The sequence below is a fragment of the Plantibacter sp. CFBP 8798 genome (assembly GCF_014841195.1).
In the GTDB taxonomy this organism is placed as follows: Bacteria; Actinomycetota; Actinomycetes; order Actinomycetales; family Microbacteriaceae; genus Plantibacter; species Plantibacter auratus.
The window spans coordinates 32,947-53,381 of record NZ_JACYTS010000004.1 but is presented as its reverse complement, the minus strand read 5'-3'; the positions used below and the strand labels follow the sequence as shown (position 1 = coordinate 53,381).

The following is a 20,435-nucleotide window of genomic DNA, read 5'->3' as shown; positions in this document are numbered from 1 at the left end:
GTCGGTGGCGACGAGTACCGTGAACGCATGGCCGCACGTTCCAACTCGACCAGCCGTTCGCGCAGCGCTTCCTCGCCGAGCGGCGCTTCGTCGCGCACCACGAGCACGAAGACGAACACCAAGCCCGGCACCAAGGCGGGCGCGTCGACGACGAAGCAGCAGAAGACCGTCGCCTATCCGTCCGCCGAGGAGCAGCGCAGTGTGCTGACCTCGATGTGGCTCGGTCTCGCGCACGGCGTCGGTGGAGCGGTCAGAGCCCTCGGCCCCGAGCGAATCGCCAAGGAGGACCGTCGCGACGGCTTCCCCTTCCTGCTCTTCCTGCTGGCCGTCGTCGGTGCCGTCGTCGAGTGGTTCGGCGCGGCCGACCCGGTCGCCCAGACCTTCGACGCCTGGTCGTTCGGCGGCCTCTTCGGCCGACTCGCCTTCGTGCTCCCGGTCATCATGATCGTGTTCGCGGTCTGGCTGTTCCGGCACCCGGCCTCGGTCGACGACAACGGCCGCATCAGCATCGGCCTCGGTCTGCTTCTCATCAGCATCTCGGCGCTCTGCCACATCCACGGCGGCCAGCCGAACCCGAGTCAGGGCCTGCCTGCGCTGGCGCAGGCCGGCGGTCTCCTCGGGTGGATCCTCGGCGCTCCGCTCGCAGCGATCATCACCCCGATCGGCGCGACCGTCCTCATCTCGCTCCTGATCCTCCTCAGCCTCTTCATCGTGACCAAGACGCCCCCGAACCGCGTCGGTGCCCGCGTGCGGCAGTTCTCCACCTGGATGTTCGGCGAGCAGCCGGAGGCACCAGAAGGAGAGCCCGCGGAGCCGAAGAGCGCGCGGACGAAGCGACTCGACGACCTCGACGAGGAACCCGACGAGCCGGCGGCACTGCCGTGGTGGCGTCGCAACACGAGCCGTCGCGAGGACGACCCGACGTTCGAGGACCCGCTCATGGGCGACAACATGACCGAGCTCCTCGGTCTCGAGAAGCCGTCCGGCGGGTTCGACTCGCCGCTCGAACCGGTGGCCGTGCCTGCCGCGTCGCCAAAGGCCGCTCCGGTGCACGACGCCTTCGGCTCCGAGCTCCTCGGCGACCTCGAAGCGGCGGAGAGCGCCGTCAAGCGGTTCAACACGGGCGAGATCAAACCGCAGACGGGTCTGCACGACGACAGCATCCCCGGCGCGACCGAGGTCATCGAAGACCTCGACCCGGCGCTCCTCGGTGCACCCGACCAGATCGACTTCTCCGCGCGCCCGATGGCGCAGCCGGGCCAGGACGACACGCCGTATCGTCTCCCGTCCGCAGGGACCCTGGCGGCGGGTGAGCCAGCGAAGACGCACAGCGCGGCCAACGACGAAGCGGTCGCTGCGATCACGAGCGTCCTCGACCAGTTCGGCGTCGACGCGAAGGTCACGGGCTTCTCGCGCGGCCCGACCGTGACGCAGTACGAGATCGAGCTCGGCCCGGGCGTCAAGGTCGAGCGGGTGACGGCACTCAGCAAGAACCTCTCCTACGCCGTGGCGTCCAACGAGGTCCGCATCCTCTCGCCCATCCCGGGGAAGAGCGCCATCGGCATCGAGATCCCGAACACCGACCGCGAGATCGTCACCCTCGGCGACATCCTGCGCTCGACGGCGGCCACGAACAGCAACCACCCGATGACGATCGGCGTCGGCAAGGACGTCGGCGGCGGCTACGTCGTCGCGAACCTCGCGAAGATGCCGCACCTCCTGGTCGCCGGGTCGACCGGCTCCGGCAAGTCGGTCTTCGTGAACTCGATGATCACCTCGCTGCTCATGCGCGCCAAGCCGAGCGAGGTGCGCATGGTCCTCATCGACCCCAAGCGCGTCGAGCTCGCGCCGTACGCGGGCGTCCCGCACCTCATCACGCCCATCATCACGAACCCGAAGAAGGCGGCGGAAGCGCTGCAGTGGGTCGTGAAGGAGATGGACATGCGGTACGACGACCTCGCGAGCTTCGGCTACCGGCACATCGACGACTTCAACAAGGCCGTCGTGGCCAACGAGATCGTCCTCCCCTCGGGCAGCGAACGCGTCCTGAAGCCCTACCCTTACCTGTTGGTCGTCGTCGACGAGCTCGCCGACCTGATGATGGTCGCCCCCCGCGACGTCGAGGACTCCATCGTCCGCATCACGCAGTTGGCCCGCGCGTCCGGTATCCACCTCGTCCTCGCGACGCAGCGTCCATCGGTCGACGTCGTCACCGGCCTCATCAAGGCGAACGTCCCCTCGCGCCTCGCCTTCGCCGTCACGAGCGTCACCGATTCCCGGGTCATCCTCGACCAGCCGGGCGCCGACAAGCTCATCGGTCAGGGCGACGCCCTGTTCCTGCCGATGGGTGCGAACAAGTCCATCCGTGTGCAGGGCGCATGGGTCGGCGAGAACGAGATCCAGCGGGTCGTCGAACACGTCACGAACCAGGCGCGGCCGGAGTACCGGAAGGACGTCCAGGCCGTCGCCGAGCGCAAGGAGATCGACGCGGACATCGGCGACGATCTCGAACTCCTGCTCGCCGCAGCGGAGCTCGTGGTATCGACGCAGTTCGGATCGACCTCGATGCTGCAGCGGAAGCTGCGGGTCGGTTTCGCGAAGGCCGGCCGGCTCATGGACCTCATGGAGTCGCGCGAGATCGTCGGCCCGTCCGAGGGCTCGAAGGCCCGCGACGTCCTCGTCACCGCGGAGCAGCTGCCGGGTGTCCTGGCCCGTCTGCGCGGCGAGGACGACGGTTCGGCCGCTCCGGCCCCAGCGGCGGCGGCTTCGACAGCCGCCGCGGCAGCCCCGGTCGCCGGCACTGTCGGCGGCGTCGAGCCCGACCCCTACGGTGCGGACCCGGTCGAGGCCCAGTTCCAGGACTATCCTGAGGTCGAGGGCGGTTCTGACGAAGACGCCTGGAGTCTCACCGGTCGGGAGTAGACATGACGGCATCGAACGCGTCGGCTGCTGAGCCACGCATCTCGAACTGGAACCTCCCGAACGCGATCACCGTCGCGAGGATCGTGCTCGCACCGGTGTTCATGTGGATGCTGTTGGCGGACGACGGTTCCGACGGCGCACTGCGGTGGTGGGCCTCCCTGCTCTTCGTCGTGGCGATCGCGAGCGACGGCATCGACGGACACATCGCCCGCAGTCGCAACCTCGTGACGGACCTCGGCAAGATCCTCGACCCGATCGCCGACAAGGTGCTGACGGGCGGAGCGCTCGTCGCGTTGTCGATCCTCGGCGAACTGCCGTGGTGGGTCACGGCCGTCGTGCTCGTGCGCGAGATCGGCATCACCGTCCACCGCTTCATCGTGATCTCCGACCATGTCGTCGCCGCCGCGTGGATGGGGAAGCTCAAGACCCTGGCACAGGCCGTCGCGATCTCACTCGCCCTCGCGCCGTTCTGGGTGCTCCTCGGTGACTGGGTGCTCTGGGTGAACGGGGTCTTCATGACCATCGCCGTGCTCCTGACCATCGCCAGCGGCATCGACTACGTCGTCACCGCCGTCCGGGGGTCTCGCGCCGACCGGCAGGTCAAGCGATGACGTCCGACGCTGTCGAGTCGGCCGACGCCGGTGCCGCCTCGGCGGTCCACGCGCTCATCGACGCCCGGTTGACGATCGGTGTCGCGGAGTCCCTGACCGGCGGGCTGCTGGCCGCGGCGCTCATCAGCGTGCCCGGCGCGTCCGCGACGGTCCGAGGCGGTGTGGTCGCGTACGACACCCGCCTGAAGCACTCGTTGCTCGGAGTCGACGCCGGCCTCCTCGCGCTCCATGGCGCCGTGCACCCGGAGGTGGCCCTCCAGATGGCGGACGGCGTGCGCCGTGCCCTGGCGATCGACGGGCTTCCGGCAGACGTCGGTATCGCCACGACCGGCGTCGCAGGACCGGACCCGCAGGACGGCCAGGCCGTCGGGACGGTCTTCGTGGGCATCGTGACGCGAGCGGGTGGACGGGTGGTGCCGCTCACCCTGGACGGAGGCCGCCAGGAGATCCGACACCGGACCGTGGAGCTGGCGTTGGAAGCCCTCGTGCGCGAACTCGGCGCACTCCAGTGAACGCCGGCTCCGTTCGGCGGAATACCGTCCGTTTCCATCGCGTTACAGATGACGTATTCACAAGAAAAGCCCAGTGATCCTGGTTACTGTTCGGCATACGGTGGTTGTAATGTTGGCCATCCACGAACGAGACGGCGATCAGCTGGGACGACGTGAATCCGCGTTGGAGAAGCAGAGCGCTGTACGACACGAGGTCGTAGAGCACAGAGGGAGGGTCACGTGGTTCTAGTCCGTCAAGAGATCGGCGACGTGCTGAGGGACTTCCGGTTGCAGAAGGGTCGCACGTTGCGCCAGGTGGCGAGCAAGGCGAGCGTCGCACTCGGATACCTGAGCGAGGTCGAACGAGGCCAGAAGGAGGCGTCGAGCGAGATCCTCGCTTCGGTGGCCGACGCCCTCGACACCCCCATCTCCGTCATCATGCGAGAGGTCGGAGACCGCCTCGCGGTCATCGAGGGTCTCTCCCCGAACATCCCGGACACCGTTCCGGACGAACTGGTCAACGAGCTGGACGAACTCGTCTCCCGCTGATCGAGCGAGCACGGCAGCAGAACGCCCCGGGATCCCTCTCCCGGGGCGTTTCCGCGTCCGGACGGACGACGGAGGAAGGGACAGGAGCAGGAATGAAGCTGAGTGAGTTCAGGACGGCCGTCGCCGACGAGTTCGGCGCGGCGTACGGAGCGGTACTCACCGGTGATCTCGGACTCACCGAGTTCGGCTCGAAGACCGCCGAGGAGGCGTTGCGCGCCGGTGTCCCGCCCCGCGACGTCTGGATCGCGCTCTGTACCGCGACCGACGTGCCGGACGAGCGACGCCACGGCGTCGGACGGCTGCAGCCGGGCGCGTAGCGCGTCCAGCGCCACGGGCGAAGCGGTCTTCGACACGCCGCCCGATCGGTATCGAACATCCGTTCTAGTGGTGCTAGTGTCCTCCACAGGATCATTCGTGAGTGCGTTCTGCACGGATCGAGCCGTCCACCGGTGCATGTCGGTGGTGGCGCGTACCGTCGGAGACATCAGGAACGACCGACGCCTTGTCGCCCTCGGGCCCCGACCTTCAGCAGAAGCGGGTCCCGGAACACGCGGCGACAGCCTATAGGCACCCGACACCGAGCAGAGAGAAGCACACCATGCCAAGTCCAGCTGAACGCGAGAAGTCCCTCGAAACCGCACTCGCCCAGATCGACCGTCAGTTCGGCAAGGGCTCGGTGATGCGCCTCGGCAGCGACGAGCGCGCACCGGTCGAGGTCGTCTCCACCGGCTCGATCGCCCTCGACGTCGCGCTCGGCATCGGAGGGCTCCCGCGAGGCCGCATCGTCGAGATCTACGGGCCTGAGTCGTCAGGTAAGACGACGCTCACGCTGCACGCCATCGCGAACGCCCAGCGTGCCGGCGGCATCGCCGCCTTCATCGACGCGGAGCACGCACTCGACCCCGAGTACGCAAAGAAGCTCGGCGTCGACATCGACTCGCTGCTCGTCTCCCAGCCCGACACGGGTGAGCAGGCGCTCGAGATCGCCGACATGCTCGTGCGCTCGGGTTCCATCGACCTCATCGTGATCGACTCCGTCGCCGCGCTCGTGCCCCGTGCCGAGATCGAGGGCGACATGGGTGACTCGCACGTCGGTCTGCAGGCCCGCCTCATGTCGCAGGCACTGCGCAAGCTGACCGGTGGCCTGAACCAGACGAACACGACGATGATCTTCATCAACCAGCTGCGCGAGAAGATCGGTGTGATGTTCGGCAGCCCCGAGACGACCGCCGGTGGTAAGGCCCTGAAGTTCTACGCCTCGGTCCGCCTCGACATCCGTCGCATCGAGACGCTGAAGGACGGCACGGAGGCCGTGGGCAACCGTACGCGCGTGAAGGTCGTCAAGAACAAGATGGCTCCGCCCTTCCGGCAGGCCGAGTTCGACATCCTGTACGGCGTGGGCATCTCCCGCGAAGGGTCGTTGATCGACTTCGGTGTCGAGCACGCCATCGTCAAGAAGGCCGGCGCCTGGTACACCTACGAGGGCGATCAGCTCGGTCAGGGCAAGGAGAACGCCCGGAACTTCCTGCTGAAGAACCCGGACATCGCCGCTGAGATCGAGCGCCGGATCCTCGGCAAGCTCGGTGTCGGTGCCGAGGGTGCCGCAACCAAGAAGGCCGCGGATGCCGCCGCAGCCGAGGTCGCTGCTGCCGAGGCCGCCGCGCTCGAGGCGGCGACCGGTGGAGCCCCGCAGCTCGCAGCCGCCGGCGCACCGAAGTCCGCCGCGAAGCGCAGCGCGTAACGCACGCCCCGAACAGCGAGGTCACCATGGTCGTCTCCTTCCCTCCCGCCGGTCCGGCCGACGAGTCGTCGGAGCGCGTGGCCCCCGTGACCTCGCTGTTCGGGCGCCGTCCGGCGCCCGATCCAGCTGCCGAGCCCGACGGCTGGTTCGTCGGGCAGACCGACGACGCTCCTGTCGTTGCCGCGCCCGTCGTGCGTCCCGTCGCTCCGTTGCGACGGACGTCCACCGAGCGCGACGAGACGGAGGCCACCCCGCCGGGCGACGCATCGAGCGATGCCCCCGTAGCGACGAGCCCGACGACACCACCCGAGCCCGCCCCGCGGACGCTCGCCTGGACCTCGGTCGTCGAGGCGCCGGAGGACGACGACGCAGACGACCGCGCCGAAGTCGATGAGGTCGATGCTCCCGTCGATCCGGAGGTCCGGCTGGCCGAACTCGACCTGCTCGCGGTCCGACGACTCGCCCGCCGCGGGTGTTCCGAGTGGGAGATCGCGGAACTCCTCCGCGGCCACGACGCCGCACCCGACGAAGTCGAACACGTCCTCGCCGAGCTCCGCCGACGCGGCTATCTCGACGACGCCGAACTCGCCCGGCAGCTCGTCGAGAGCCTGCACACCCGCAAGGGGCAGTCCCGTGCGGTGATCGGCCGCGAGCTCTCCTCGCGACGCATCGACGCCTCGATTGTCTCCGAGGCACTGGAGGCCATCGACGACGACGACGAGCTCCGACGAGCGCTGGTCGTCGCCGAGAAGCGTGCTGGTCAACTGCGCTCCCTCGATCAGGCGACGGCCGAGCGACGTTTGTCGGCCTATCTCGCGAGACGCGGATATGGCTCGGCGATCATCCGTGAGGCGTGCTCGCGTGCCCTGTCGGGGTCGAAGCGTTCCGGCGTGAGTTTCCGCTGACCGGAGGCATCTCAGGCCGCGCGTAGACTGCCGGTATGAGCAGCATCGTCGAGACGCCCACGGTCATCAGCGCCTCACCCGCCGCGATCGACGAGTCAGGTCGGCAGCGGAGCTATGAGGTCCGCACCTACGGGTGCCAGATGAACGTGCACGACTCCGAGCGGCTCAGCGGGTCGCTCGAGGCAGCCGGTTACGTCAAGGCGGACGGCGAGCAGGCCGACATCGTGGTCATCAACACCTGCGCGGTCCGCGAGAACGCCGACAACAAGCTGTACGGCAACCTCGGCCACCTGGCATCGATCAAGAAGCAGCGCAGCGGCATGCAGATCGCCGTCGGCGGTTGTCTGGCGCAGAAGGACAAAGAGGTCATCCTCCGGAAGGCCCCGTGGGTGGACGTCGTCTTCGGGACGCACAACATGGGCTCACTGCCGTCGCTGCTGGAGCGGGCTCGGCACAACGACGAGGCCCAGCTGGAGGTCCTGGAGTCGCTCGACACCTTCCCCTCCACCCTCCCGACCAAACGCGATTCCAGCTACAGCGGTTGGGTCTCGATCTCCGTCGGGTGCAACAACACGTGCACCTTCTGCATCGTGCCGTCGCTCCGTGGCAAGGAGAAGGACCGTCGCCCGGGCGAGATCCTCGGTGAGCTGCGCGCCCTCGTCGAGGACGGCGCCATCGAGGTGACGCTGCTCGGGCAGAACGTGAACTCCTACGGTGTCGAGTTCGGGGATCGTCAAGCGTTCGGCAAGCTCCTGCGGGCGGCCGGCACGATCGAGGGCTTGGAGCGCGTCCGGTTCACGAGCCCGCACCCGGCCGCCTTCACCGACGACGTGATCGATGCGATGGCCGAGACGCCGAATGTGATGCCACAACTGCACATGCCGCTGCAATCGGGTTCCGACCGCATCCTCAAGGCGATGCGTCGCTCCTACCGGTCCGAGCGCTTCCTCGGGATCCTCGATCGGGTCCGTGCCAGGATCCCGCATGCGGCCATCTCCACCGACATCATCGTCGGGTTCCCCGGCGAGACGGAGGAGGACTTCCAGGAGACCCTCCGCGTGGTCGAGGCCGCACGGTTCGCCAGCGCCTTCACCTTCCAGTACTCGATCCGTGCCGGGACTCCGGCGGCCACCATGCCCGATCAGGTCCCGAAGGCCGTTGTGCAGGAACGGTACGAGCGCCTCATCGCGTTGCAGGACCGCATCAGTCTCGAGGAGAACCAGCGCCAGGTGGGCCGGCAGGTCGAGTTGCTCGTCGCGGTCGGCGAGGGTCGCAAGAACGACGCCACGCATCGACTGAGCGGGCGGGCCGAGGACTCACGGCTCGTCCACTTCGAGGTGCCGGCGGGCTCCGAGGTGCCGCGACCGGGCGACGTCGTGACCGTGACCATCACCGAGGCCGCGTCCTTCCACCTCATCGCCGACGCACCCGGTGGCGAGCCCCTGCGGGTCCGTCGGACGCGTGCCGGAGACGCCTGGGATCGAGCTCAGGCCGACTCCTGCGGCGTGCCGACGCCGGCCGGTGCGTCGGAGCCCGGCCGGGTCTCGCTCGGCCTGCCGGGCCTGCGCATCGGGGCGCCGACCGTCGGCGTGACCACGTCGCCCATCTACGACCCGAGTGACGGCGAACGTCGGTGACCGGCTTCCTCGCGGTCGTCGGAGCGACCGGGACGGGGAAGTCCGCACTGTCGCTCGAGCTGGCGACCGCTCTCCGCGAGGCGGGGCGTCCAGCCGAGATCGTCAACGCCGATGCCATGCAGTTCTATCGCGGCATGGACATCGGGACCGCGAAGCTGCCCATGGAGGAGCGGCGCGGGATCCCGCACCACCTCTTCGACGTCCTGGACGTCACGGAGGAGGCGTCCGTCGCCTGGTACCAGCCGACGGCTCGCGCGGTGATCGACGAGCTCACCGCGCGTGGGGTGACGCCGATCCTCGTCGGCGGTTCCGGGCTGTACGTCTCGAGCGTCATCCATGACTTCCGGTTCCCCCCGAGAGACCGCGCCCTGCGCGAGCGCCTGGAACGGGAACTCGAGGAGGAGGGGCTCCCGGCGCTCATCGAGCGGCTCCGCCTGGCCGATCCCGCGACCGCCGACCGCATCGATGCGGCGAACGCCCGCCGGGTCGTGCGCGCACTCGAAGTCCACGAGTTGGCCGAGCGCGGCCACGGTGCAGCGCTTCCGGAACGCCCCGTCCCATGGCGGCCGGTCGAGGTCATCGGGGTCTCGACGCCGCGAGAGGTCCTCGTCGAGCGCCTCGACCGGCGCGTCGAGACGATGTGGGCCGCAGGACTCGTCGCGGAGACTGCTGAGCTGCTCGAGCACGGCCTCGAGCAGGGCGTCACCGCCGCCCGTGCGATCGGGTACGCGCAAGCGGTGGCGCAACTGCGGTCGGAGCTCACCGAAGCGCAGGCGATCGCCGAGACCCAGCGTCTGACGAGGCGGTACGCGCGCCGTCAGGTCAGCTGGTTCAAGCGCTATCCGGCGATCACCTGGGTGGACGGCGGCAGCGCCGAGGCGAGTGAGCTGGCCCGCCGAGTGCGCCCGTAGACTGGTCGGATGGCGTCGACACTCTCCTTCACGAAGGGCCACGGCACGGGCAACGACTTCGTGCTCTTCTCCGATCCCGACGGCCAGGAGGCCCTCGATCCGGGCCAGATCGCGGCGCTCTGCGATCGGCATTTCGGGATCGGGGCCGACGGCGTCATCCGCGCCGTCCGGTCCGCGCACCTCGATGCCGGGGCGGCCGTGCTCGCTGAAGACCCTGCCGCGGAGTGGTTCATGGACTACCACAACGCCGACGGTTCGGTCGCGGAGATGTGCGGCAACGGCATCCGGGTGTTCCTGCACTACCTGCTCGAGAGCGGGCTCGTCGAGCTGGCCCCCGGCGAACAGCTCGCCATCGGCACCCGCGCCGGCGTCCGGATGGTCGGCTACGACCCGCTCGGCTACGCCGTCGACCTCGGCCGCTGGAGCCTCGACGAGCGGGAGACGCTCGTCCGGGTGAAGGGGCTGCCCGTGGCGCGCCCGGGGATCGGGATCGACGTCGGCAACCCGCACATCGTCGTCGCGGTCGCCGACGCCGCCGAACTCGACGGAGCGGAACTGGAGTACGTCCCACAGCTCGACCCCGTACCGCCGCACGGTGCCAACGTCGAGCTGGTCGTCCCGGGTGAGCCGCTCATCGCCGACGGCGTGGCACGGATCCGCATGCGCGTCCACGAGCGCGGGAGCGGCGAGACCCTGAGCTGTGGCACCGGGACGGCTGCCGCGGCGCTCGCGTTCCGCCACTGGGCGGGCGCGGCGGCTCCGAACGACTGGCGCGTCGAGGTGCCGGGCGGAGCGCTCGGGGTGCGCATGGTTCCCGGCGCAGACGGCGAGCACGTGGTGCTGGCCGGACCTGCGACGCTCGTCTACTCCGGGACGATCACCCTGGCCTGAGCCGGTCAGGCCGAACGGAGCTCCCGGCGCCGGGTGTGCAGGACGCGGAAGCCCTTGGCTATGGCCGCACGTCCGACGTGGAACGACGTCGGCAGCTGCTCCTGCAACCACTTCTGCAGTGAGTCCGAGCCGAGGTTCTTCTGTACGACGAGCCAGGCGTCGCCCTCGTCCTCGAGCCGCGGCAACCAGTGCATGAGCATGCGGTGCAGTTCGTCCTTGCCGACGCGGATCGGTGGGTTCGACCAGATGGTCGCGAAGCGGACCGTGTCGGGGACGTCGTCGGGGAGGACGGCACGGATGTTGGCGAGCCCGAGGCGTTCCGCGTTAATCCGGGTCAGGTCGAGCGCGCGCTCGTTCACGTCGACCGCCCAGACGGTCGCGTCCGGCGACGCGAGCCCGAGCGACAGGGCGATCGGGCCCCAGCCGCAGCCGATGTCGAGGAGGTCGCCCGTCGGCGGGGGAGGAGGGGTGTTCGCGAGCAGCACCTGGGTGCCCTGATCGAGGTGGCCCGGGCTGAAGACGCCGCCCGCCGAGACGAGCGAACGGTCGACGCCGCCGAGCCGTGCGGTGATCGGTTTGAGCTGCAACTCGCTCGCGGGTTCGGCGGTGAAGTAGTGCTCGTTCGACATACAGGAACGGTACCGGACCAGGAGGAAGTAGGGTTAACGCGATGCCTAGACCACCGATGGACGCACCCCAGGACCACGCAGACGACACCGATGTCGATGTCGAGGCGGTGGTGGACGACGCCTCGGTCACCGATCCCGACGACGTCGTCGCACGCGTGCTCACGAGCGCCGCGTCCCGATCGAGCGGGTACACCCTGTTCGGCAGCGGTGCCGCGGCGTTGCAGACCGGCGATGCATCGGGCGGCAGCTCCGACGACGGCGAGCAGTACGACCGCGAGGACCGACAGGCCCTCCGTCGCGTCGCCGGGCTCTCGACCGAGCTCGAGGACGTCACCGAGGTCGAGTACCGGCAGCTCCGGCTGGAGAACGTCGTCATCATCGGCGTCTACCCGCAGGGTGCGCTCCACGACGCGGAGAACTCCTTGCGCGAACTCGCAGCGCTCGCGGAGACCGCCGGCGCCGTCGTGCTCGACGGGCTCCTGCAGCGCAAACCGCACCCGGACCCGAGCACGTATCTCGGTCGAGGCAAGGCCCAGGAACTGAAGTCCATCGTCCAGGCGCTCGGCGCCGACACGGTGATCGCCGACACGGAACTCGCACCCAGCCAGCGTCGCGCCCTCGAGGACGCGGTCGGCGTGAAGGTGATCGACCGCACGGCGGTCATCCTCGACATCTTCAGCCAGCACGCGAAGAGCCGGGAGGGCAAGGCACAGGTCGAGCTCGCCCAACTCGAGTACCTCCTGCCCCGCCTCCGCGGCTGGGGCGAGTCCATGAGCCGTCAGGCCGGTGGCCAGGTCGGTGGTGCCGGTGCCGGTATGGGGTCGAGGGGCCCCGGTGAGACGAAGATCGAACTCGACCGACGCCGCATCCACACCCGGATGGCGAAACTGCGCAAGTCGATCACGGCGATGAAGCCGGCGCGCGAGGCCAAGCGCGCGAACCGTCGCCGCAACACCGTGCCGTCGGTCGCGATCGCGGGGTACACGAACGCCGGCAAGTCGAGCCTGCTGAACCGCATCACGAAGGCCGGCGTCCTGGTCGAGAACTCGCTCTTCGCGACGCTCGACGCGACGGTCCGACGCAACGTGACCTCCGACGGACGCGAGTACACCCTGGCCGACACGGTCGGCTTCGTGCGCAACCTGCCGCACCAGCTGGTCGAGGCCTTCCGCTCGACGCTCGAGGAGGTCGCCGACAGCGACGTCATCGTGCACGTCGTCGACGCCGCGCACCCCGATCCTGCCGGCCAGATCGCCACCGTGCGAGATGTGATCGGTGAGGTCGGAGCTCGGCACATCCCCGAGCTGGTCGTGTTCAACAAGGCCGACCTCGTGGACGACGGCCAGCTGCTCGTGCTCCGCGGTCTCGTCCCGGACGCCGTCTTCGTATCGGCCCGCACCGGTCTCGGGATCGACGAGCTCATGGAGCGCATCGAGACGCTGATCCCGTCGCCGAGCAATGAGGTCCACGTCATCGTGCCCTTCGACCGCGGAGACCTGGTCACGCTGCTGCACGAACGCGGCAAGGTGCTGTCGACGGACTACGACGAGCGTGGCACGATCGTGCACGCCCTGGTCGGTGCCGAGCTCGCCGCCGCCCTCGCGCCGTTCGCCGAGGTCGTCCCGGCACCCGCCGTGGCCGGCTGACCCGACTCCTCACGCGCAGTGCGCGCGGACGGCATCCTTGAGCGCCTCCGCCGTGTCGGCGTCGAGCGGCAGGGTCATGACGGCCTCCGGGCCGTCGTCGATCCGCACGACGAGTGGGAACAGGGTCCCCACCTTGTCCTCCGCCAGGGCGTGCGGGTCGCACCGGGTCGGCACGATCCGCAGTTCGATGGACTGCGGACCGTCGGCGGCGTCCACGGTCAGGCTGAGCGGCCAGTCCTGGGGTGGGTCACCGCCGCCGTCCGTCGGCGCCGGTCGCAGCAGGACGGTCGAGCGCAGCGCGACGAGCTCCAGCCGACCCGGGGCCCCGGTCGGCACGGCAGTGATCGTCAGGACGGCGACCGTCGTGGCTCCGGCACCCTCGAGGCGGATCCCGGGAGCTGCTGCCACCTCGGCGATGCGCTGCACGGCCGCCACCGTGCACGTCGAGGCACGGATCCGCTGCAGCGCGTTCGTCGGATCGGGGAGGTCGGCGGCGGACAGGATCGAGTCGTCGTCGAGTCGGAGCAGGAGATCGACCTGCACGTCCCCGTCGCGTGCGTCGCAGTCGATCGGTGGCAGCTCGACGGCGAGGTCCGTGGTCTGTCCAGCGCGGATCGTCGAGGAGCGGTCCCGGACGGTCGGCGCGGTGAACGCCGACCCCGACAGCTCGAGTCCGACGATCGTGATGTCGTGGTCGCCGCCGTTGCCGACCCGGACGATCGCGGCGTCGCTCGCGTACTGGTCCCGGTTCTGACGGAACTCGACCACGAGGTCCTCGGCTGAGGCTGCGCGTGTCGCCGTCGGCACGGGCGAGCCGGCGGTCGTGCACCCGGACAGGGCGATCACCACCGCCCCGCAGGACGCGATGACGCGCGAGGCGAGTGCTCGGCGCTCGGCGCCCCGGTGCCTGGTGCCCATGGTCATGGCATCAGCGTAGGACCGGAGCGCCGCCGGGGGAATGTGTCGCAGGATGACGCTGTCGGACAGATGTCCGTCGCGCGGATCGTCGGGCGTTGCTATCGTCGTGCGCATCGTACCCGCCCTCACCGGCGGAATCGGAGCGACAGCCGAGCCCGGCACCCGCCCACGACACACCAGCGGAACCGCTGCGTGCTGCGTGGTCGCCGGCTCTCGATCCGCTGCCACCGAGACGAGACCTCATGATCACGACGGAGCCCGCCTGTCCCGGGCGCACCCCCTTCTCGTTCGAGCTGTACCCGCCCAAGACGCTCGACGGCGGCCTCGCGCTCGCTCGGACGGTCGAGCAACTGGCCGCCGCCGGGCCGGAGTTCATCTCGGTCACCTTCGGCGCCGGTGGTTCCTCGCGAACGGCGAGCCTGGACGTGCTGCGGAGCATCCGGACGTCGACCTCGGTGGACCCGATGGCCCATCTCACGTGCGTCGGCTCGACGCACGCGCAGGCCAGCCGACTCATCAAGGACTTCCTCGATGCCGGGGTGCACAGTTTCCTCGCGCTCCGCGGCGACCCGCCCGCCGGAGCCGTCGAGGGGGACGCCTTCCTCGGTGATCTGGGGAGTGCTGCGGAACTCGTGCAGCTCATCGGCCGGGTCAGTGCCGAGCACGAGCCGTACGCCGAGGGGTCGCTGGCCGGACTCCCGGGCGCGGTGCAGCTCGGTCGACGCCATCGGCCGCGGATCGCGGTCGCCGCGTTCCCCAACGGTCACCCGCGCTCACGGTCGACGACGCAGGACCTCGACACCCTGTTGGCCAAGCAGGCGGCGGGGGCGACGCTCGCCATCACCCAGCTCTTCTTCCATGCCGACGACTACCTCGCCTTCGCCGAACGTGCGAGACGTCACGGCGTCACCATGCCCATCCTGCCGGGCGTGATGCCCATCACGAGTCCGGCGCGGCTGCGTCGGGTGCTCGAGCTCAGCGGCGAGGCGCTCCCGAGCGACCTGGCCATCGCGCTCGAGGTCGAGCCGGACGAAGCGGGACGGATCGACATCGGCATCGACTACTCCGCCCGACTCATCCGCGACGTCGTCGCGGGCGGCGCGCCGGGCGTCCACCTCTACGCCTTCAACCAGCATCGGACGGTGCTCGACGTGTTGCACCGTGCCGGCATCCCCGTGCAAGGCGACCGACCGGTCCGTCATCCCATCCCCGATCCACTCACCAGCAAGGACGCACGATGAACCCCACCTCCGCATTCCCCGTCGGCACCATCCTCGGCTACCCGCGCATCGGGCCGAACCGGGAGCTGAAGCGCGCCGTCGAGTCCTTCTGGGCCGGCCGGATCGAGGCCGAAGCGCTCGAGCGGACGGCCTCCGAGCTGCGCGCCGCCACGCGTGCCCGCCTCGCGGGGCTCGGCCTCGATCCGACGAACGCCGCGATCCCCGAGAGCTTCTCGTTCTACGACCAGGTCCTGGACGCCGCGCTCACCGTCGGCGCCGTCCCGGAGCGCTTCTCGTCGCTCGTCGGGGCCGACGGCCGGGTCGACCTCGCCGGGGCGTTCACGATCGCTCGTGGCGCCGGCGACCTCGCCCCGCTCGAGATGACGAAGTGGTTCGACTCGAACTACCACTACCTCGTCCCGGAGATCGGCGAGTCGACGCCGTTCGCGCTCTCCGACGACCGAGTGGTCGAGCAGTTCCGCGAGGGCCTCGCCGAGGGGTACGTGACGCGGCCGGTCATCGTGGGCCCCGTGACGTTCCTGCTGCTGTCCAAGGCGGCCGACGGGGCCTCCGAGGGATTCGCCCCGATCGACCGACTGGAGGCGCTGCTGCCCGTCTATGCGGAACTCCTCCAGCGCCTCGCGGCTGCCGGCGCGCCCTGGGTGCAGCTCGACGAACCCGCGCTCGTGTCGGAGACGTTCGACGTGCCGAGGTCGACGGTCCTCGCAGCGCTCGAACGATCGACGGCCGTCCTGTCCGCCGTGTCGGACCGCCCGGCGATCTTCGTCGCGGCTCCCTACGGCGCCTTGGGCGACGCCCTCCCGGTGCTCGCCGACTCGGGGGTCGAGGCTGTCGGTGTCGACCTCGTCCGAGGAGGCCTGCCGGACTCGTCTCCCGGACTCGCCACGAAGACCGTCGTCGCGGGAGTGATCGACGGCCACAACGTGTGGCGTGGCGACCTGGCGGCCGCGGCCGATCTCCTGGCCCGCGCGGGGGAGCGCTTCCCGCAGCTCGCGGTATCCACCTCGACGTCGCTCCTGCACGTCCCGCACGACGTGTCGGTGGAGACGAAGCTCGACCAGCGTCTCCGGAGCTGGCTCGCCTTCGCCGACCAGAAGGTGGATCAGATCGCGGTCCTCGCACGCGGTCTCACCCAAGGGAGCGCGGCCATCGCGGCCGAGCTCACCGCAGCGTCGTCCGCGCTCGACGATCGGCTCGCCGCGCCCGGGGTTGTCGATGCCGCCATCCGCGCACGGACAGCAGCGCTCGCACCAGCGGACTTCACCCGAGACGACTACCAGGAGCGCGCCACGGCGCAGGAGCAGGCGCTCGGCCTGCCGTTCCTCCCGACGACGACGATCGGTTCCTTCCCGCAGACCGGCGACATCCGTCGCGCCCGCGCGCAGCGGGTCGCCGGAACGCTCGACGAGGAGGCCTACGTCGAGACGATGCGCGCGGAGATCGGGCGCGTCGTGGCGCTGCAGGAGGACCTCGGCATCGACGTCGTCGTCCACGGTGAGCCCGAGCGCAACGACATGGTCCAGTACTTCGCCGAGCACCTCGACGGGTTCGCCGTGACGGAGCACGGGTGGGTGCAGTCCTACGGTTCGCGATGCACCCGTCCGTCGATCCTGTGGGGTGACGTCTCGCGGCCGGCGCCGATCACGGTCGAGTGGTCGGCGTACACGCAGTCGTTGACCACCAAGCCGGTGAAGGGCATGCTCACGGGCCCGGTGACGATCCTCGCCTGGTCGTTCGTGCGCGACGACCAACCGCTCGCCGAGACGGCGAACCAGGTCGCCCTCGCCCTGCGTGACGAGATCGCCGACCTGGAGCGGGCGGGCATCCGCATCATCCAGGTCGACGAACCCGCGCTCCGCGAACTGCTCCCGCTCCGGCGGGCCGACCAGGGGCGGTACCTCGACTGGTCGGTGGGCTCCTTCCGGCTGGCGACCGCGGGCGTGCGCGCCGAGACGCAGATCCACACCCACCTCTGCTACTCCGAGTTCGGGGTGGTGATCGACGCGATCCGACGACTGGACGCCGACGTGACGAGCATCGAGGCGGCACGGTCTCGGATGGAGGTCGTGTCCGACATCCGGGCGAGTGGTTTCGACCACGGCATCGGCCCGGGCGTCTACGACATCCACTCGCCTCGGGTGCCGAGCGTCGCGGAGGTGACCGCGTTGCTCGAGATCGCGCTGGAGGGGATCCCGCAGCGACAGGTCTGGGTGAACCCGGACTGCGGACTCAAGACGCGAGGGTACGAGGAGACGGTCGCCTCCCTCGCCAACATCGTCGAGGCCACGCGTGCGGTCCGCGCACGGGTCGGTGCGACCGGCTGACGTCGAGGGGCCTGCACGGACGAGGGCCGGGACGATCCACGGATCGTCCCGGCCCTCGTCGGTGTAGCGGAGTGGTCCGGTCGGTCAGACCGTCCGGAGCACGGCGACGACCTTGCCGAGGACCTCGGCGTGGTCGCCGAGGATCGGTTCGAAGGCCGAGTTCCGGGGGAGCAGCCAGGTGTGGCCGTCGCGCTGGCGGAACACCTTCACGGTCGCCTCCTCGTCGAGCATGGCCGCGACGATCTCGCCGTTCTCGGCGGTCTTCTGCTCGCGGATGACGACCCAGTCGCCGTCGCAGATCGCGGCGTCGACCATCGAGTCGCCGACGACCTTCAGCATGAACAGACTGCCCTTGCCGACCAGCTGACGCGGCAGTGGGAAGATCTCCTCGACCTGCTGCTCGGCCGTGATCGGGATGCCGGCGGCGATGCGACCGACGAGCGGGACCATGGCTGCGTCGCCGACCGGGGGAGCGGAGTCGGGGTCGCTGCCCTCGACGGCGCTCGGCAGGTCGATGAGCACCTCGATGGCGCGGGGACGGTTGGGATCGCGTCGGAGGTATCCGCTGAGTTCGAGCTGTCCGAGTTGGTGCGTGACACTCGACAGGGAGGCGAGCCCGACGGCGTCGCCGATCTCGCGCATGCTCGGCGGATATCCGCGCTGTGAGACCGAACGCTGGATGACGTCGAGGATCGCCAGCTGCTTGTCGCTCAGGCTCTTCCGTCGCCGGGTGCCGCCGATCTGGCGCTCCCGGGCTCCGTCGCCCGTCGTGTTCGCTGCCATCTTCGCTCCTGCCCTGATCGGCTGTCGGTGACCGATGTCGGTGGGTGGTGGTGTACTGCTTCCAACACTCGAAACTGTATCCGCACCAGCTCGTCCAGACAAACATCTGTTCGAGCGTGTCGCCGATCCCGCGCGTCTCAGGTACGAAGACAGGGTTGAGTATTCGAACAATCGAAGATATATTCGGAACACAGGTTCGTATCCGGCACTCCTGGTCGAGTGTCGGGTACGAGTCCTCATCACATGATGAGCACACTCTTGGAGGGTTGACATGAGCGCAGCACTGATCGGGTCCCACCGGGCGCTTCCCGCACGGACGGCGCAGGCACCGGCGTCAGACGCACCGTCCACACGCCGACTCCGCCTGACGAAGCGCGGCCGCGTCGTCTTCACCACGCTCGCCGCCATCCCGCTGGTCATCGGCGTCGCGGTCGTCGGACTCTCCGCAGGCGGTGCCGCGGCCAACACGGCGGCGGCGGGAGCCACGTTCACGTACATCACGGTCGACCCGGGCGAGTCGCTCTGGCAGCTGGCCGAGTCCATCGCGCCCGACGCCGACCCGCGCGACGTCATCGCCGAGATCATGAACCTCAACCAGCTCAGCACCGCCGGTGTCGAGCCCGGGCAGCGCCTGGCGATCCCGCAGCGGTACGCGGCGGAGTAGGCCGACAATCGGCGGGTCACTCCGCGCTGGTTCTCAGCTATCGTCGATGGCGCGGTGCAACGACGCCCGCAGCATCGTCGGAGGCAAGCATGAGTACAGACGATCGGAGCCGCTCGCTGCTCCGGAAGAAGCCGATCGCGGAGATCGAGGATGAGACCTCCGGTTCGAAGCTGTTCAAGAGCCTCGGGCTCTGGCAACTCACGGCCATCGGGGTCGGTGGCATCATCGGGGTGGGGATCTTCTCCCTCGCCGGACTCGTCGCTCATGGGAGCGAGGCCTCGCCCGCTGTCGGGCCGGCCGTCCTCTTCTCGTTCCTGATCGCGGGTCTCGCCTCCGCGGCCGCGGCGTTGTCGTACGCGGAGTTCGCCGGCATGATCCCGAGAGCCGGGTCCGCCTACACCTACGGGTATGTGGCGCTCGGCGAGATCATCGGCTGGTTCATCGGCTGGGACCTGTTGCTCGAGTACATCGCGATCGTCGCGGTGGTCGCGATCGGGATCTCCGGCTACTTCGACGCCTTCCTGTCCGGCATCGGGATCCACATGCCGGCCTGGATGACCTCGACCGCCGACGAGGGGAAGGGCGGCCTCGTCAATCTCCCCGCCATCTTCGTCTGTCTCCTCGTGACCTTCATCCTGAGTCGCGGGACGAAGGCCTTCGGTCGATTCGAGCTCATCGCGGTCGGCATCAAGGTCCTGCTCATCCTGTTCATCATCGGCCTCGGGGTCTTCTACATCAACGGGGAGAACTACGATCCGTTCCTCCCCAGCGGTTTCGGGCCGGTGTTCGCCGGTGCCGCGACGGTCTTCTTCGCGGTCTTCGGATACGACGCGATGAGCACGGCGGCCGAGGAGGCGAAGGACGGCAAGAAGCACATGCCGAAGGCGATCATCCTCTCCCTCATCGTCGCCATGCTCCTGTACGTCGCGGCCACCCTCGTCCTGACCGGTATGCAGAACTACACCGACATCGACCCCACCGCCGGGTTCGCATCGGCGTTCCAGAGTGTCGGCCTGCCCGTGGTGGCGACGATCATCTCCGTGTTCGCCGTCCTGTCGATCCTCACCGTGATGCTGACGTTCCTGTTGGGCGTCACCCGTGTCTGGTTCTCGATGAGTCGTGACGGTCTCCTTCCGCGGTGGTTCTCGCGCACGGACCGGCGAGGCGTGCCGCAGCGGGTGACCTGGATCGCCGGCGGCGCGGCAGCCGTCTTCGCCGGGGTGTTCCCGATCAAGCAGGTCGCCGACCTCACGAACATCGGCATCCTGGCCGCCTTCATCGTGGTCTGCGTGTCGGTGATCGTGTTCCGGTACACGAAGCCGGACGAGCCCCGCTCCTTCCGGTTGCCGTTGATGCCGTTCGTCCCGGCGTTCGGCGTCCTGGCGTCCGGCTTCCTGATCCTGCAGTTGCACTGGGAGACCTGGCTGCGGTTCGGGGTCTGGCTCGTGATCGGTCTCATCGTGTACTTCGCCTACGGGCGACGCCACTCGCTGTTGAACCCGGCGAGCCCCCGGCACGAGGTCCTTCGTCAGGAGCGTCAGGCGGAGTGAGCGCGCCGGTCGGAGTGGCTAG

Annotated in this window: 18 protein-coding genes; 15 read left to right on the top strand and 3 right to left on the bottom strand. The window is 69.3% G+C overall.

Going from position 1 to position 20,435, the window contains the following annotated elements:
• Positions 1-27: 27 nt before the first annotated feature.
• The 10 genes from IFU30_RS17900 (at position 28) to dapF (ending at position 10,658) form a co-directional block, all read left to right on the top strand.
• Positions 28-2,922, top strand: a complete 2,895-nt coding sequence (locus tag IFU30_RS17900) for an FtsK/SpoIIIE family DNA translocase (RefSeq protein ID WP_192006554.1) — start codon at positions 28-30, stop codon at positions 2,920-2,922.
• Positions 2,923-2,924: 2 nt separating this feature from the next.
• Positions 2,925-3,533, top strand: a complete 609-nt coding sequence (pgsA, locus tag IFU30_RS17895; protein WP_192006553.1) for a CDP-diacylglycerol--glycerol-3-phosphate 3-phosphatidyltransferase — start codon at positions 2,925-2,927, stop codon at positions 3,531-3,533.
• Positions 3,530-4,045, top strand: coding sequence for a CinA family protein (locus tag IFU30_RS17890; protein WP_079707087.1), 516 nt, complete (start codon positions 3,530-3,532; stop codon positions 4,043-4,045). The genes pgsA and IFU30_RS17890 overlap by 4 nt, the downstream gene beginning before the upstream one ends.
• Before the next feature lie 219 nt (positions 4,046-4,264).
• Positions 4,265-4,573: a helix-turn-helix domain-containing protein gene (locus IFU30_RS17885; protein ID WP_056012120.1), complete on the top strand. Its 309-nt coding sequence runs from the start codon at positions 4,265-4,267 to the stop codon at positions 4,571-4,573.
• Between the two features lie 92 nt (positions 4,574-4,665).
• Positions 4,666-4,890, top strand: coding sequence for a DUF3046 domain-containing protein (locus IFU30_RS17880; RefSeq protein ID WP_079707086.1), 225 nt, complete (start codon positions 4,666-4,668; stop codon positions 4,888-4,890).
• Positions 4,891-5,171: 281 nt separating this feature from the next.
• On the top strand, positions 5,172-6,314 hold the full coding sequence (gene recA, locus IFU30_RS17875; RefSeq protein ID WP_079707085.1) for a recombinase RecA: 1,143 nt from the start codon (positions 5,172-5,174) through the stop codon (positions 6,312-6,314).
• Between the two features lie 26 nt (positions 6,315-6,340).
• On the top strand, positions 6,341-7,219 hold the full coding sequence (locus IFU30_RS17870) for a regulatory protein RecX (protein ID WP_192006552.1): 879 nt from the start codon (positions 6,341-6,343) through the stop codon (positions 7,217-7,219).
• 35 nt (positions 7,220-7,254) lie between these two features.
• Positions 7,255-8,856 (top strand): tRNA (N6-isopentenyl adenosine(37)-C2)-methylthiotransferase MiaB, encoded by a 1,602-nt coding sequence (gene miaB / locus IFU30_RS17865; RefSeq protein ID WP_192006550.1) that lies wholly within the window; start codon positions 7,255-7,257, stop codon positions 8,854-8,856.
• A complete protein-coding gene (gene miaA, locus IFU30_RS17860) occupies positions 8,853-9,767 on the top strand; it encodes a tRNA (adenosine(37)-N6)-dimethylallyltransferase MiaA (protein ID WP_192006548.1) in 915 nt (304 codons plus the stop codon). The genes miaB and miaA overlap by 4 nt, the downstream gene beginning before the upstream one ends.
• A 9-nt stretch (positions 9,768-9,776) precedes the next feature.
• Positions 9,777-10,658 carry a diaminopimelate epimerase gene (gene dapF / locus IFU30_RS17855; RefSeq protein WP_124769508.1) on the top strand — a complete coding sequence of 294 codons (882 nt, stop codon included), beginning with the start codon at positions 9,777-9,779 and terminating at the stop codon, positions 10,656-10,658.
• A 5-nt stretch (positions 10,659-10,663) separates the two neighbouring features.
• Here dapF and IFU30_RS17850 read toward each other — a convergent pair whose 3' ends face one another.
• Complete coding sequence (locus IFU30_RS17850) at positions 10,664-11,287, bottom strand: class I SAM-dependent methyltransferase (RefSeq protein ID WP_192006546.1); 624 nt, start codon at positions 11,285-11,287, stop codon at positions 10,664-10,666.
• Positions 11,288-11,328: 41 nt separating this feature from the next.
• On the opposite strand from IFU30_RS17850, the gene hflX reads away from it, so the two are divergent.
• A complete protein-coding gene (hflX, locus tag IFU30_RS17845; protein WP_228498742.1) occupies positions 11,329-12,933 on the top strand; it encodes a GTPase HflX in 1,605 nt (534 codons plus the stop codon).
• Between the two features lie 9 nt (positions 12,934-12,942).
• Here hflX and IFU30_RS17840 read toward each other — a convergent pair whose 3' ends face one another.
• Positions 12,943-13,857, bottom strand: a complete 915-nt coding sequence (locus IFU30_RS17840; RefSeq protein WP_192006544.1) for a hypothetical protein — start codon at positions 13,855-13,857, stop codon at positions 12,943-12,945.
• A gap of 236 nt (positions 13,858-14,093) precedes the next feature.
• Here IFU30_RS17840 and IFU30_RS17835 point away from each other — a divergent pair, with 236 nt between their 5' ends.
• Positions 14,094-15,092, top strand: a complete 999-nt coding sequence (locus IFU30_RS17835) for a methylenetetrahydrofolate reductase (protein WP_192006543.1) — start codon at positions 14,094-14,096, stop codon at positions 15,090-15,092.
• A complete protein-coding gene (gene metE / locus IFU30_RS17830; RefSeq protein ID WP_192006542.1) occupies positions 15,089-17,416 on the top strand; it encodes a 5-methyltetrahydropteroyltriglutamate--homocysteine S-methyltransferase in 2,328 nt (775 codons plus the stop codon). The genes IFU30_RS17835 and metE overlap by 4 nt, the downstream gene beginning before the upstream one ends.
• 84 nt (positions 17,417-17,500) lie before the next feature.
• Here metE and lexA read toward each other — a convergent pair whose 3' ends face one another.
• Positions 17,501-18,199, bottom strand: coding sequence for a transcriptional repressor LexA (gene lexA / locus IFU30_RS17825; RefSeq protein WP_064294432.1), 699 nt, complete (start codon positions 18,197-18,199; stop codon positions 17,501-17,503).
• 271 nt (positions 18,200-18,470) lie between these two features.
• Between lexA and IFU30_RS17820 the strand changes: the two genes are divergently transcribed.
• Together IFU30_RS17820 and IFU30_RS17815 are read left to right on the top strand one after the other, a co-directional pair.
• Entirely contained in the window at positions 18,471-18,863 is a 393-nt protein-coding gene (locus IFU30_RS17820) for a LysM peptidoglycan-binding domain-containing protein (protein WP_137243224.1), read from the top strand.
• Positions 18,864-18,952: 89 nt separating this feature from the next.
• Positions 18,953-20,413 (top strand): amino acid permease, encoded by a 1,461-nt coding sequence (locus tag IFU30_RS17815; protein WP_192006540.1) that lies wholly within the window; start codon positions 18,953-18,955, stop codon positions 20,411-20,413.
• Positions 20,414-20,435: the final 22 nt, after the last annotated feature.